The sequence below is a fragment of the Enterobacter cloacae complex sp. ECC445 genome, from assembly GCF_021892025.1.
Classification (GTDB): domain Bacteria; phylum Pseudomonadota; class Gammaproteobacteria; order Enterobacterales; family Enterobacteriaceae; genus Enterobacter; species Enterobacter chengduensis.
Genome location: NZ_JAKLRZ010000022.1, coordinates 44,351 through 58,710 on the forward strand (window position 1 = coordinate 44,351; position 14,360 = coordinate 58,710).

Annotated in this window: 11 protein-coding genes; all 11 read right to left on the bottom strand. The window is 53.1% G+C overall.

The features are described 5' to 3' along the window. Window positions 1-88: 88 nt before the first annotated feature. Complete coding sequence (locus L6R44_RS17005) at window positions 89-1,858, bottom strand: polysaccharide biosynthesis protein (protein WP_442876511.1); 1,770 nt, start codon at window positions 1,856-1,858, stop codon at window positions 89-91. 155 nt (window positions 1,859-2,013) lie between these two features. Then, window positions 2,014-2,574, bottom strand: a complete 561-nt coding sequence (locus L6R44_RS17010) for a PglD-related sugar-binding protein (protein WP_032641611.1) — start codon at window positions 2,572-2,574, stop codon at window positions 2,014-2,016. Then, complete coding sequence (locus tag L6R44_RS17015; protein WP_237424880.1) at window positions 2,567-3,610, bottom strand: MraY family glycosyltransferase; 1,044 nt, start codon at window positions 3,608-3,610, stop codon at window positions 2,567-2,569. The genes L6R44_RS17010 and L6R44_RS17015 overlap by 8 nt, the downstream gene beginning before the upstream one ends. Beyond that, on the bottom strand, window positions 3,610-4,560 hold the full coding sequence (locus L6R44_RS17020; RefSeq protein ID WP_237424881.1) for an NAD-dependent epimerase/dehydratase family protein: 951 nt from the start codon (window positions 4,558-4,560) through the stop codon (window positions 3,610-3,612). Before L6R44_RS17020 ends, L6R44_RS17015 begins: the two co-directional genes overlap by 1 nt. Window positions 4,561-4,940: 380 nt before the next feature. Further along, entirely contained in the window at window positions 4,941-5,837 is an 897-nt protein-coding gene (gene galF, locus L6R44_RS17025) for a GalU regulator GalF (protein ID WP_032641615.1), read from the bottom strand. A gap of 176 nt (window positions 5,838-6,013) precedes the next feature. Then, window positions 6,014-7,405, bottom strand: coding sequence for a colanic acid biosynthesis protein WcaM (gene wcaM / locus L6R44_RS17030; protein ID WP_237424882.1), 1,392 nt, complete (start codon window positions 7,403-7,405; stop codon window positions 6,014-6,016). Window positions 7,406-7,417: 12 nt separating this feature from the next. Then, the gene (gene wcaL, locus L6R44_RS17035; protein WP_237424883.1) at window positions 7,418-8,638 is read right to left on the bottom strand and encodes a colanic acid biosynthesis glycosyltransferase WcaL; all 1,221 of its coding nucleotides are present in this window, start codon (window positions 8,636-8,638) and stop codon (window positions 7,418-7,420) included. Next, window positions 8,635-9,915: a colanic acid biosynthesis pyruvyl transferase WcaK gene (gene wcaK, locus L6R44_RS17040; RefSeq protein ID WP_024908095.1), complete on the bottom strand. Its 1,281-nt coding sequence runs from the start codon at window positions 9,913-9,915 to the stop codon at window positions 8,635-8,637. Before wcaK ends, wcaL begins: the two co-directional genes overlap by 4 nt. A 17-nt stretch (window positions 9,916-9,932) precedes the next feature. After that, window positions 9,933-11,411 carry a colanic acid undecaprenyl disphosphate flippase WzxC gene (gene wzxC / locus L6R44_RS17045; protein WP_237424884.1) on the bottom strand — a complete coding sequence of 493 codons (1,479 nt, stop codon included), beginning with the start codon at window positions 11,409-11,411 and terminating at the stop codon, window positions 9,933-9,935. 1 nt (window position 11,412) lies between these two features. Next, window positions 11,413-12,807, bottom strand: a complete 1,395-nt coding sequence (gene wcaJ / locus L6R44_RS17050) for an undecaprenyl-phosphate glucose phosphotransferase (protein ID WP_237424885.1) — start codon at window positions 12,805-12,807, stop codon at window positions 11,413-11,415. A gap of 114 nt (window positions 12,808-12,921) precedes the next feature. Further along, window positions 12,922-14,292: a colanic acid biosynthesis phosphomannomutase CpsG gene (gene cpsG, locus L6R44_RS17055; protein ID WP_237424886.1), complete on the bottom strand. Its 1,371-nt coding sequence runs from the start codon at window positions 14,290-14,292 to the stop codon at window positions 12,922-12,924. Window positions 14,293-14,360: the final 68 nt, after the last annotated feature.

Consider the following 14,360-nt stretch of genomic DNA (forward strand, 5'->3'; position numbering starts at 1 on the left):
TAATGTTTTCAGAAACAATCAATTACATTCCATCGCCCCGGTAGCTATCGGCAAGCATTCAGGGCGGAGGAAAGCACAATCTGCTATTTTAACTTATCTTTTCATTCCAAAGTAAATCGCAGATACCATCGGTTGGATTGAACGCTGCAGGTGCTTGCAACAGGATCTCACGTACGCGTTCGTAGTCGAAATCGCGGCAGGCCTTGTCGAGGTCGTGGAGAATAATGCTCATCTCATTCCACGGCAACATCACTTCGTTAGCAGTCCTTATTCGCGGGTGCTGCGTGACAGACACATTGTCGCCGATAAGTAACTCTTCATAAAGTTTCTCACCTGGACGTAGGCCCGTCGTTTTTATCTCAATATCACCGTACGGATTTTTATCATCACGAACGGTGAGCCCTTGAAGGGTAATCATGCGATGCGCAAGCTCTATAATCTTGACGGGTTCACCCATATCCAGAACAAAGACATCGCCGCCCGTCCCCATAGCTCCCGCCTGGATTACCAACTGCGCCGCTTCAGGAATCGTCATAAAGTAGCGCGTAATATTCTCATGGGTCAGCGTCACGGGACCACCCGCAGCTATTTGTTTTTCAAACAGTGGCACGACAGAACCCGACGAGCCTAGTACATTGCCGAAGCGAACCATGCTAAAGCAAGTTTTACTGGATTCTTTCGCTAGCGCCTGAAGCACTAACTCAGCCATTCGTTTGGTCGCCCCCATTGTATTGGTCGGCCGCACGGCTTTATCAGTCGAAATTAAGACAAAGTTTTCTACACCGCAGCGCGCTGCAGCCTGTGCACAGCTCAGCGTACCAAAGATATTATTGCGAACTCCGTCAAGAACGTTGAATTCGACAAGCGGTACATGCTTGTAGGCCGCAGCGTGATAAATCGTATTAACGTTAAATGCGTTGATTAATCTTTCGAGATGCTCTTTATCCTGAACATTACCGAGAATAGGATAAATTTTAACCTGAAGATTCTGGCTCAGATTCAGATTACGCAGCTCCGAGTCGATGGAATAAAGTGAGAACTCGGACAATTCGAAAAGAATAAGCTGGTTCGGTTTATTTTTAATTATCTGTCGACAAAGCTCCGAACCAATCGATCCCCCTGCCCCGGTAACCATGACCGTTTTCCCGTTAATATTACGAGACACCAATTCCGGAATCGGTGAAACGGGATCGCGGCCCAGCAGATCGGTAATAACCACTTTGCGCAATGCATCAATACGCGCTTTCCCCTCCACCAGATCGACCATGCCGGGAATGGAGAGTACCTCGCACGGCAAACCTTCCAGTGTTTTAATGACTTCGTTCTTCCTGGCTCGACTGGCGCTTGGCATGGCAAGCAGAATCTTTTTCGCTTCGTATTTCTCAACTAACCATGGCAGTTTTTCCGGGGCGAAAACGCTGACACCATGAATGACCTGACCTTGCAGAGCACGGTTGTCATCGACGAAAGCTACTGGATAGTATTCATCCATCTGGCTCAGCGCAGGTAGTAATTGACGGCCCGATGCCCCAGCACCATAAATTACCACCCGAGTGCCCAGGTTTAACCCACGATTTACCAGCATTCTCATCCCAAGTCGTGATCCGGCAATGAGCAGTAATCCGAAGGAGAAATAAATAAATGGAATCGTTCTTGGCAGAAAGAGATTGGTATAAAATGCTGCAACAATAAGCAAAATGGATGATATAACCATCCCTACTGTAACAACCAATAATATTTTTGCAGTTATATAGCGAATAACAGCTCGATAAAGTCCTAATTTTACAAATATCGCCAAAGTTACGATGATTATCGAAAATATAAATAACCAATATTTCGCACTATATATCGGCGTCATTGAATCAATGCGTACCCAAAATGCAAACCAAAATGCGCATAAAAGAAGTACAACATCTATCGAAAGTGTAATAATCCGTTTTATTGGTCTGGGCAAAGATATTAAATAATTTAGCATACTTAAAACTGGTCGCCTCGTTAAAGCTTGCATTCAGTTTATAAAATAGTACCAGCAGGACACACTGAGTAATCGTCTACTTTTGTATTATACCCACCGACAGTACCCGCCTGCAGAAACGCTGACTTACCAATGACAGCACCTCCAGCAAGATGGACACCTACCCCTAAGTGGGAAAAATCATCCAGAATAGAATCATGATCTACTGTCGAATGACTATTTACAATCGTACCCGCCCCTAATTTCGAATTGGCACCAACCACTGCGCCTGCTAATACAACCGCGCCATCTGAAATCGTTGCCGATGGACTGACAAATGCAAAGGGGTGTATAAGCGTTACGGGGGAAATACCTAAGCTAATAAGCTGCCGAAAGAGTTGTTCTCTGATTGTATTATTCCCAATTCCGATAGCTATGTGATTGGCATTTTTGATGTGTAATTTTAGTTCGGAAATTTTCCCGATGATAAGTTTGTTAGTATCAACGATTGGTGATCTATTATCGTCAAGGAAAACGATATCCTCATACCCCAGAAGTCCCGCCATCTCGTACAGGGTTCTTCCATGCCCACCTGCACCTAAAATCATTAGGTCATGCATTGACGTTGCTCTCTTTGTCTTTTACGCCTGCACCGCATTTGAGTGCTACTGCGAAAAGCGGGAGCCAGGCAATAATCAACCCAACAACGCCATCAATTTTGGCTGAGGCGATAAGGAAGGCGATCGGGAAAAGCCACAGCAGGTTGACGGCGATCGCCATCATTGTCACCGGAACATGACTGCCATATTTTCTAGCGAGAATTTGATAGCCATGACTGGCATGCGCTTCATAGACCTTTTTACCCGCCACGAGCCTTCTTAGCAACGTTGTCGTTGCATCGACGATAAATACGCCTAGCAAACATAATTCCGCGATAAAGAAATGGGTGTCTACTTTCGCAATATGGAGGATCATCAGCCCAATGGTTATCCCTAGGAAACCACTCCCGGCATCGCCCATGAAGATTTTCGCTACTGGAAAATTCCAGACAATAAAGCCTGCCGCGCCACCGATAAGGGCCAACGTCAGCGGATAAATACTTCCAGGGAGGTCCGTGTACTGGCTTACAACAATCAATATCGCACTGCATGCGGCAAACGTGATTGCTTCTGCGCTGGCCAGGCCATTAATCCCGTCCATGAAATTATATAAGTTCAGCATCCAGACCAGATACACACAGCCCAGAATCATACCAATCCAGGATAAGGATAGATCGTAACTAAAAAGCGTAATTACAGGGAAGGAACCCAAGAAATAAATACCAATTGCAGCAGCAAGGAAATGCATCAACAGGCGCCAGCGAGCCGCAATATGACCATGATCGTCAAGGAAACCGATGATTGCAACAATCACGCCTGGAATAAATAGGCCCAGGAAGTTCTCCAACGTAAACGTTTGGTTAAAATAAAAGTATACTAAAGCAACGAGGACCGTCAGGACGATCGCTACGCCACCACCACGAGGCGTTGGCACAGAATGCGAACTTCGCTGGTTTGGACGATCAATAACGTTATGCTTAATAGCATAACCTCGCAATCCCCAAGTCAGTGCGCATGACACTAAAAAAGCGAATATCACAATCCCCAAATTCATCATTATTTGCTACCTTCGATATAATAGTTCGCCGTTTTTCTCATCGTTTCATAAAGCGTTATTGGAGGAGTCCAGTTTAAATGCTCCCGAGATTTGGTGGCATCAACTTCCAGATCGCCAAATAACTGATCGTAAATTCCGCCTTTACCTGCAGCGGAAAGCAATATTTTCAGGATTACCTTAGGGAAATAGATAACTTTCGCTTTAATGTTCATGCCTGAAGCAAAGGCATTAATCATATCTTCAGTTGAAGGTCGTTCTGCATCTGCGAGCAGATAGAGCTGATTTTTTGATTTTTCATTAATTACGCACTCACTGATAAAGCTGACGACATTATCTAGCGACACAAGTGCCCGCTTATTCTTCACGTTTTTAAATGGTAACGGTAGGTTTTTCGACACCAGTTTCAAAAGACGCTGTATATTACCTGGAGCATTTTCACCGCAAATTAATGCAGGACGAACAATGGTGATCGCCATGTTGCTGCCAGAGAAATTTTTAAGCAGACTTTGCTCGGCTTCAAGCTTAGAAATGGCATAATCAGAAGTTGGCTGGGGTTTTGACGCTTCAGAAAAAGGGATCCCCGAGGTAGCGTTACCGTTGACACCAATCGAGCTGACGAAAATAAAATGCTTCACCCCGCTGGTCGCGGCATCTGCCGCTAATTTCATGGTCGCGTCGTGATTAACCCGACGAAATTCCGCCAAAGCATCCTGTGCATCATCATTAAGAATATGCGCCCTCCCCGCAGTATGAATGACAGTCTCGCATCCCTCAAGGAGGTTAACCCAGTTGGTATCGGCGGAGATATCTCCCAGGTTGTAAATTCCCTGTTCAGGGTTCCCCTGTTTGCGCGTTGTTAATATCACCTCATGTCCTGATGATTTCAACGTCCGGACTAAAGCAGTACCAAGAAACCCGGTGCCACCCGTCACCAATACTTTCATTGCCATCCCCTATCTGCTCAATCTGATTTTTTTGCCCGCGAGAAGTGCTGAATCGCGAGAAACTCTGTATAGACCAGGACTGTTCGTTCAATATTCAATTGCGAATGCAAGGCACGCTACCGCCCCTGGCTTAACAGCTACCAGTGCACTGATTGAATTTACTGAAAAGCAGTTTCTGGTCTGGATACAGACAAAAAACTGGCGTTAATTGTCGTCCTAAATGACCATAGAAACAAGCACAAATCGTTACAAATCTGTCGAGATTTGAATCAGATAACTCTATGTTATCATTATGAATAATAACAAAAAACGGTAGTCATCATTTTAGCTATGTTTTCACATATCCTGATGATGACTACCGCTTATACAAAGCGTTTAAGAAAATATCAGTCGTTTGCCAGCAACTTCTCAATACGGGTTCTGAACTTCGCCCCTTCCTTCAGGTTACGCAGACCATAGTTCACAAACGCCTGCATATACCCCATTTTCTTACCGCAGTCATAGCTGTCGCCGGTCATCAGCATCGCGTCAACAGACTGTTTTTTCGCCAGTTCGGCAATCGCGTCAGTCAGCTGAATACGGTCCCAGGCGCCTGGTTCGGTTTTTTCCAGTTCCGCCCAGATATCGGCGTTCAGAACATAGCGGCCCACCGCCATCAGATCTGAGTCCAGCGTCTGCGGCTGATCCGGTTTTTCGATAAACTCAACGATGCGGCTCACCTGCCCTTCCGTCTCCAGCGCTTCTTTCGTCTGAATCACGGAGTACTCGGAGAGATCGCCCTTCATGCGTTTCGCCAGCACCTGGCTGCGACCCGTTTCGTTGAAACGCGCCACCATGGCCGCCAGGTTGTAACGCAGCGGATCGGCAGATGCGGTATCGATGATGATGTCCGGCAGCACGACGATGAATGGATTATCCCCGACAACAGGGCGGGCACACAGGATAGAGTGTCCCAGACCCAGCGGCTGCGCCTGACGCACGTTCATGATGGTTACGCCCGGCGGACAGATGGACTGCACTTCCGCCAACAGCTGGCGTTTGACGCGCTGCTCAAGCAACGCTTCGAGTTCGTAAGAGGTGTCGAAGTGGTTCTCAACCGCATTCTTGGACGAATGCGTAACCAGGACGATTTCTTTGATCCCTGCAGCAACAATCTCGTCGACAATGTATTGAATCATTGGCTTGTCGACGATCGGCAGCATCTCTTTAGGAATGGCTTTTGTGGCTGGCAGCATATGCATGCCCAAGCCTGCTACCGGAATGACTGCTTTCAAATTAATCATTATTTCTTCCACCTTAAAATGGTTGACGAATTATAGCTCTTAAACCTGTTTTCGCCAGCATGATTTGCCGTAATTCATGGGTAATGTTACGCCCTGACACTACAAATTTCCGTAGTTGTAATCTGATAAGATCACGTTTTTATGCCAGGAATAGTCTCAAAATTGACAAGTGGCGATTATCTGTGCGGAAGCGTAAAGTTCAGCCTTTCCACATTCACCACCTTCTGGTCGACCCGGTCAATATCCACCGAGCTCTGCCCCTTCTCATTCACAGCCTTAATGTTCGCCAGCGACAGCAGCGTCTCGTCTTTCGCCATGAATTTACCCCGCACATCTTTACGCAGGTCGAAGTTAATTTTCAGGGCGGGCCCTACAGCGGCCTCCTGCATCACATTGATGTTGCGTAAAAAAAGATGCTGTGGCTTGTTGTGTAATTCAAGCGTGGCGCGCTGCATTTCCACGTTAGTTATTGCCACAAACGAGGTGGCGTTACCGGAGGAAATCTGTATTCCGCGCAATTTATACGCAAGCTGTCGATTATCAAGGTGAATATTATTGAGCTTGAAGTTTTGCGGAATGGACAAATAATCGCCTTTTATAACCCCATAACCAATTAACATTCCCGCACTATTGACCATGTCGACATTATCAATAATGAAATTATCACAGCCATAAATGGCCACCGTGGCGTTGTCTATTCCCGCCTTTTTACTGAAGTCAGGGGTAATATTTTTGGCCTTTATATTACGGATAACAAAATGCTTACCGTTTTCGACGTGCACCAGCTGGCGACAGTTGCTGCCGGTGATGTTAGCCACCACGAAGTTCTTGACGGTTTGCTTTTCCGGATAGTCGTTATCGTAAGTGCTGCCGGCGAGGCCAATGCCGATGCCCCAGTTGATCTTGCCGTTGGTGCAGTTGATGTTGTCGATGACATGATCGGAGATCAGGATATTGCGATCGTTGATGGCCACGTTCCACTCAATCGCATCGCCCTGCAGATGGCTAAATTTGCTGTTGATGATGCGGGCACCGTCCACCTGGTTGTGGAATCCCTGGCGCAGGATGGCGTAGTTGGCCTGACTCACGCTGATGTTATCTATCATTAAATTGCGCATCACGCTGGCATTCTTGCCGCCGATATAAATCTGCGCCACCGGGCCAAAACCGCTCATCGCCAGACCTTTGATGACGCAGTCAGAGCCGCGAACGTCGAGCGTAATGTTCTCCGTGCGCCCGGCCCCTTCGCCGATCACCTTGCTCCCTTCCTGCAGAACAAAGCGGCCGCGCCCGTTGCCGGTTAACGCCCCGCGGATCAGCAGCGTTTTCCCGTCGGGAATGAAAATGCCCGTATTGACGTTTTCGCAGGTGAGCCCGGCGGGGACCACGACCGTGTCGCCGTCATTAAACGCCTGCTTAAAGGCGGCAATCCAGTCGTTGTTATTGTACTGATTAACAGAGACCGTTCTCCCGGCTGCCGCACGCGCAATGCGTGACGACAGCAGCGGCGTGGCCGCCAGAACGGACAGAGAAGAGACAAAGGTGCGTCGGGTAATCTTTTTCAGCATACAACCTCGGCGTTACAGCGTTTGCAGCAGGCTCGCGAGCTGGCGATTGATCACCTGCTGGTTAAAATCGGTTTCCACTTTTTGGCGGGCATTGTGCAGCACGGGCTCCAGCGCCTGCTGGTCAATGTCGCTAAAGGCCGCTAGTCGGTCGGCAAGGGCCATCGCGTTATTCTCCGGCACCAGCCAGCCGGAATGTTCGGACTTGATCAGCTCCGGGATCCCGCTGTGCAGGGTCGACACCACCGGAATACCGACGGCCATCGCCTCCATCAGCGCCACCGGAATGCCTTCCATATCGCCATCGGCGCCCGTCACGGAAGGCAGCAGGAACACGTCCGCCTCGTCGAGCATGGCCTTGACCTCGTTGCTCGGCTTAAAGCCCGGCATCTCGACGACATCTTCCAGCTGATACTGTTCGATGAGCGTCCGCAGACGGCGCTCCCACGGCCCAATGCCGAGAATGCGGTAGTGGAAATCCACCCCGCGCGCTTTCAGCTGGCGGCAGGCTTCAATGGCCACGTGCAGGCCTTTCTTCTCGGTCAGACGCGCAACGGAGATGATCTGCAGCGGTTTGCCCGGCACTTTCACCGGGCGGCGGGTAAAGCGCGTTAAGTCCACGCCCATGCGCGAAACGGCAATTTTATCGCCCGGGCAGCCCATGTTTTTCAGCCGTCCAGCCCACAGATCGCTGATGGGCAGCATCATGTCGCCGCGCCGGAAAAGCTGCTGATACTCCGGCGTGTAGTGGTTCAGCACCTCGCGGCTGGAGATGTCTATCCCATGGAAGATGGTGGCAATTTTGCCGTCAATCACCCCCAGCTCGCGCAGTTTCGCGGCCGTGACGCCCGCCGGACCGAAGTGGGCAATAAACACGTCGGCGCGATACGGCCGCGCGGTTTGACCGCAGATGGCCGACAGGATCAGATTGCGGGATTCGGCCCCATAACGGGAAACATTCAGCGCCCGCCAGGTCGACGCGCGATGGATCCCGCGCAACGTCTGGCTGGCCCGGCGGCCAAGCTTGCTCAGCTTCCCGGACGGCTCATCCTGCAGCCAGCGGGTTTTCGCCTCCAGCCCGTACTGGGTATACGCCGCATGGGTATTTTGGGTATCGCCCTTTTGCAGGGCGATAATCTCCACGTCATATCCCATATCGATAAACGCCGTGATTTGGTTCAGAACAAAGGTCTCGGACGACAGCGGAAATTTCAGCAAGAAGAAACCAACCTTCATTTCCCCTCCCGCACGCGGTCGAGGACCGATTTCACCATCCCAATCCCCTTCTCGCGCTCGGCCTTCACCGCCACCGCCAGGCGTTCATTGATAGCAGGCAGCTGGCCAAGCGTGTCGCCCACCATCGCACCCAGCGAACCGTCCAGCAGATGGCGAATATCCACGGCCATTTCCGGCATGCCGAGCTGCTGCATAATCCCGGCAGACTTGTGCTCGTAGTTAATGGCAATCGCCGGGGTGCCGAAGTTCATGGAGATAATCGCCGAGTGCAGGCGTGTGCCGACGGTCAGGTCACAGGCGGAGAGCAGCTTGCCCATCTCCAGGTCGTTCAGCTCGTCCATCACCACGTGATAGCGGGACGGGTCGTTCACCAGGTTGCGCAGGTTCAGCGCCACCATGCGGTCGTCTTTGTTGTAGCTGTCGATACCGGTGCAGGTGGACAGGGCCAGCACCTGATACCCGCTGTCCAGCACGCGGTTCACCACGTCGGCAAAAGCTTTCTCGTACGCCGCCTGCGTGGTGCCTAAACGTTTATCGAAGGGCGCCAGCTCGCGCAGGGTAATCGCGACGGTTTTCTGTTTTGCCGCCACGTCCAGCCAGTGCTGCACCGCGTAGCTTGCCTGGAAGCTGTCGTCCTGGTGATCCACCAGCCAGGCGGTATCCACGCCGTGCTCAACTTTAGAGGTGTCAATTTCGCTGCGCTTCATCATGTCGAGGCTGACCGATTCGCGCAGGATCAGCGCGTCGCAGTGGCCGAAGACGTAGTTCGCCAGCTGGTTAAACTGCGGATCCTGGAATGGCCCGACGCTGTGGCCAATCATAAACAGCGGCTTTTTCGCCATGAACGTGCACAGCGCATGCTCAAACTGCGGCACGCCGTAGAGATCGACGAAGAACGATCCGCCCACCTGGATAATGGCGTCATAGCCGGACAGCAGACGAACAAAATCGGTAAAGCCCTGGGCGATCGCGATGTTGCGCAGCTTGCCGGTATCGGTCACGCGGGAAAGCAGCACCTGGTGCTGGTAGCGGCGACGCAGCACTTTCTTCACGCGACCCATCACGCCCGCAGCGTTGTTATGCTGTTTCATCTGGCTGTAGAGCGGATCGCCCATTACCGGGCGGTTCAGTAGCCAGGATGAGCTGACCGGATAACGGCTCATCACGTCCACTTCGGTTTCAGGCTTAAGGGTGTTAATCGCATCCAGTAAACCGCGCAGGATGGCGCTGTCGCCACGGTTGCCGCAGGTATGGTTGCCAAGAATTAATAATTTCATAATGGCCTCTTAAATAACTAGCCTGCGCGAAGCAGCGTTTTCATTTTTTCGTTACGGCAAAACTGGCGCTTCATCTCCACCACCAGCGCATTGCGTGACAGCACAATCATCACGCCAAACGCCAGCGCGCCTGCGGCCACCTGCACCGCCAGCAGCGCGGCCAGCGGCAGATGACCGCGAAGGATGATGCCCAGACCGTAGCTCACCGCCAGGGTCGGCAATGAGAGATAGAACGGCAGCCACAGGCTCAGGATGTACTGGCGGTAGCTGGAGCCCAGCACCGGCTTGATCATGATGAAGTAGCTCAGAACGGTATTGACTATCTGCACCAGCAGGAAGCCGAGCGTGACGCCAATAGCGCCCGCCATATGCCCGCCGACGACGATCGCCGGAATAAACAGGAAGGTTTTGAACACGTTGAACTTAAAGCTGATGTCCACCCGCGCCTTCGCCATCAGCAGCGAACCAATCGGGTTCCCCACGGAGCGCAGCAGCCCCACCACGCACAGCAGCTGCAGGATCGGGATAATGCCGTTCCACTTCTCGCCAAACACCAGCGGCACGAAATTGCTTGAGACCACCATCAGCCCCAGCAGCACCGGGAAGTTGATGATCCCTACCACGGAAAGCAGCTTGTAGAAGTTGACGCGCAGCTTCTCGGTGTCGTCCTGGATTTTGGCAAACGCCGGGAACAGCACGCGGGTAATAATCGGGTTGAGCTTCATCGGCGGCACCACCGCGACGTTGTAGGCCAGGTTGTAGCCCCCCGCCACGCTCGCGCCCAGGATGCGCGCCAGCACCAGCGTCGAGAGGTTGGTGTTCACGTAGTTGATGATGCTGTCCGCCGTCAGCCACGCGCCAAAGCGCAGGTTGGACGAGACGGACGCGAGAGAGAAATGCAGCCCGGGACGATAAATCTTGCGGCCAAAGTAGCCGAACAGCAGGGTACGCACGGCGGAGTTGACCAGGTAACCGAGGATAGCGGTCATCGCCAGCGGCCAGAAATGGGCGCTCACCACGGTGAAGGTGAAGCCCGCCAGCACGGCGCTGGTTTCGATCATGCCGATCTTGTTGAACTCCAGCTCTTTCTGCATCAGCGCGCGGAACTGCTGCCCGTGCGGGATCGCCACGAAGGCAAAAGACAATGTTCGCATCAGCGGGGCGAGATCCGGGTTGTGCAGCACGCTGGCAATGGTGTCGCTCAGCAGGAACACCAGCAAGAACACGAAAGCCCCCAGCCCCACGTTCAGCCAGTAGAGCGTGGTCAGCTCGAGATGGCTGATCTCTTTGCGCTGGATAATCGAGTTGGCAATACCAAAGTCAGACAGCGTATCGGCCAGCGCGATGATCACCAGCGAGACGGTCAGCAGGCCGAACTGGTGGTTATCGATAATGCGCGCCAGCACGGTCATCTGCACGAGGCCGAGGCCAATGATGACGATGGTCGCCATCGCTGACCACTTGGCGCCGCTGATGGTTTTTTCACGTAAGCTCATCTTAGTACGCCGCTTTGTTCACGAAGCCTTTGAAGATGGTCAGAAAAACAATCTTGATATCGAACCAGAGGCTCCACTCGCGGATGTACTCCAGATCGAATTCGATGCGTTTTTCCATTTTTTCCAGCGTGTCGGTTTCGCCGCGCCAGCCGTTGATCTGCGCCCAGCCGGTGATGCCCGGCTTCACCTTATGGCGCAGCATGTAGCCTTCAATCAGCGAGCGGTACTGTTCGTTATGCGCCACCGCGTGCGGACGCGGGCCCACAATCGACATCCCGCCGGTAAAGACGTTGATAAACTGCGGCAGCTCGTCCAGCGAGGTACGGCGCAGGAAGTTACCCACGCGGGTCACGCGCGGATCGTTCTGCGTGGCCTGGGTCACCACCTTGTCGTTTTCCATCACCTTCATGGAGCGGAATTTCCACACCATAATCGGCTTACCGTCCATGCCGTAGCGGGTCTGGCGGAAAATAACCGGGCCGGGAGAGCTCAGCTTCACCGCCAGCGCGATGCAGCACAGCACCGGGGAGATGAGCAGCAAAATCAGCGAAGAGAGCACGATATCTTCCACGCGCTTGAGCACGCGGTTAATGCCCGACAGCGGGGTGTCGTACAGCGGTACCACCGGCACGCCGTTCACCTCTTCAATGCGTGAATGGAGGATGTTGAAGGTAAACACGTCCGGGATCAGGATCACCGAGCAGGTGGTGTCCGCCAGCTCGCGCATCAGCTGCTTGATGCGGGATTCGTCCTTCATCTGCATGGCGATGTAGACGTTGTGGATTTTACCGGCCTTCGCGTCTTCAATAAGCTGTTCGTAATTACCCGCCCAGTCCGACGGCACGCCGCCCGGCTTCGCGTCGTGGTAAATCCCAACCACTTCAAACCCTAACCATGGCTCCTTGCGGAAGCTGTCGAGCAGCACCTTTCCGACCGGCAGATCGCCTGCCACCGCCACGAAGCGACGGTTATAACCCCGGTTGCGCAGCCAGCCCGCGCCAAAGCGGATCAGGGAGCGGCACACCACCATGCCGACGCTGGTCAACAGATACCAGCAAAGATAGGTCACGAGGCGATTATCAAAATCATGGCTGAACGCCACCAGGCCCGCGCTGAAGATCAGGCTCAGGGTCCAGTTCTGCAGCAGCAGCATCAGTTCGGTGGTCATTTTCACGCCGCGCCACGAGCGGTAGAAATCGGTCATCCCGCCGATCATCTGAAACACGACCAGCGCAATCAGGGCCATCAGCAGATGCATATATAAGAACGGCAGCCCGCTGATTCGACACACCGCCCACAATCCACCGACCATGATGGTGATATCAGAAAAACGCTGCACCATAGAGATTAACGATGCATTCGTTCTCGCTCGTTCGCGTTTTTTTAGATTCGTCATCGTTGTTCCTTTAGTTCTAAACCTTACCCCTCACCCTAACCCTCTCCCCAAAGGGGAGAGGGAACTTGAACACCCTCTCCCCTTTGGGGAGAGGGCTGGGGTGAGGGGCAGTTATTACTGATTCAACAGCGCCAGAATGTCCTGCGTTCGGGCTTCCATCAGCGCCGCGTCAGCGCGGGACTCCACGTTCAGGCGCACCACCGGCTCGGTGTTCGACGAGCGCAGGTTGAAGCGCCACTGCGGGAACGCCATGCTGATGCCGTCCGTACGGTCTATTTCCAGCGCGTGAATCGCAAAGTGCTGCTCCACGCGGGCAATCGCCTCGGCGGGCTGCGCCAGCTTGCTGTTAATCTCCCCGCTCGCCGGGAAGGCCGCCATGCGGTCGCGCACCAGCTCGCCCAGGGTTTTCCCCTTCAGGCACAGCAGCTCGGTCACCAGCAGCCACGGGATCATCCCGCTGTCGCAGTAGGCAAAATCACGGAAGTAGTGGTGGGCGCTCATCTCGCCGCCGTAAATGGCGTCTTCTTCACGCATGCGCTCTTTGATGAACGCGTGGCCGGTTTTGGACATCACCGGCGTGCCGCCTGCGGCAGACACCACGTCGACGGTGTTCCAGGAGAGGCGCGGGTCATGAATGATTTTTGCGCCCGGGTTTTTCTCGAGGAACGCTTCCGCCAGCAGGCCGACAATGTAGTAGCCCTCGATGAACTGCCCTTTCTCGTCGAACAGGAAGCAGCGGTCGAAGTCGCCGTCAAAGGCGATGCCCATATCCGCGCCGTGCTCAATCACCGCATTGCGGGTGTCGTCGCGGCACTCCGGCAGCAGCGGGTTAGGAATACCGTTCGGGAAGTTGCCGTCCGGGTTGTTGTGCACCTTGACGAAGGTCACCGGCACGTTCAGCGCCTTAAAGCGGGCTTCCAGGGCATCGACAACCGGGCCGGCCGCGCCGTTACCGGAGTTGATGACCAGCTTCAGCGGCTTGAGGTTCGCCACGTTGATGTAGCCGAGCAGGTGGTCAATGTACTCTTTCTGCAGGTTGATTTTTTTGTAGCTGCCGCGCTTCGCTTCGTTGACCGGCGGGAAATCGTTGGCTTCCGCCAGGCGCTGCACGTCGCGCAGGCCGGTGTCGCCGCTGATAGGGCGCGCGCCCTTGCGCACCAGCTTCATGCCGTTGTAGTCCATCGGGTTGTGGCTGGCGGTCACTTCGATACCGCCGTCCACGCCCAGGTGGAAGGTGGCAAAGTAGATCTCTTCGGTTCCGGAAAGACCGATGTCCAGCACGTCCACGCCCGCGTCCTGCAACCCTTTCGCCAGCGCCAGCTTGAGGGACTCACTGGTCAGACGCACGTCGCCGCCCAGCACGATGGTTTCTGGCTTGAGATATTCGCCGTACGCGCGGCCAATGCGCCACGCGATGTCTTCATTCAGCTCTTCGCCCAGCCTGCCGCGAATATCGTAGGCTTTAAAACAGGTTAATTTTTCCATGATGACCCCTTTTTCAGGCAACAGTCGGTCCTGACCACTTAATGGCCAAATTGATTTTTTTGTCATTC

Bases quoted from the DNA above. Each gene is read 5' to 3' on its own strand.
- wcaM (WP_237424882.1), bottom strand. From the start codon at position 7,405: ATGCTGAAAAAGATTACCCGACGCACCTTTGTCTCTTCTCTGTCCGTT.
- wzxC (WP_237424884.1), bottom strand. From the start codon at position 11,411: ATGAGCTTACGTGAAAAAACCATCAGCGGCGCCAAGTGGTCAGCGATG.
- L6R44_RS17010 (WP_032641611.1), bottom strand. From the start codon at position 2,574: ATGCATGACCTAATGATTTTAGGTGCAGGTGGGCATGGAAGAACCCTG.
- wcaJ (WP_237424885.1), bottom strand. From the start codon at position 12,807: ATGACGAATCTAAAAAAACGCGAACGAGCGAGAACGAATGCATCGTTA.
- wcaL (WP_237424883.1), bottom strand. From the start codon at position 8,638: ATGAAGGTTGGTTTCTTCTTGCTGAAATTTCCGCTGTCGTCCGAGACC.
- wcaK (WP_024908095.1), bottom strand. From the start codon at position 9,915: ATGAAATTATTAATTCTTGGCAACCATACCTGCGGCAACCGTGGCGAC.
- cpsG (WP_237424886.1), bottom strand. From the start codon at position 14,292: ATGGAAAAATTAACCTGTTTTAAAGCCTACGATATTCGCGGCAGGCTG.
- L6R44_RS17015 (WP_237424880.1), bottom strand. From the start codon at position 3,610: ATGATGAATTTGGGGATTGTGATATTCGCTTTTTTAGTGTCATGCGCA.
- L6R44_RS17005 (WP_442876511.1), bottom strand. From the start codon at position 1,858: ATGACGCCGATATATAGTGCGAAATATTGGTTATTTATATTTTCGATA.
- L6R44_RS17020 (WP_237424881.1), bottom strand. From the start codon at position 4,560: ATGGCAATGAAAGTATTGGTGACGGGTGGCACCGGGTTTCTTGGTACT.
- galF (WP_032641615.1), bottom strand. From the start codon at position 5,837: ATGATTAATTTGAAAGCAGTCATTCCGGTAGCAGGCTTGGGCATGCAT.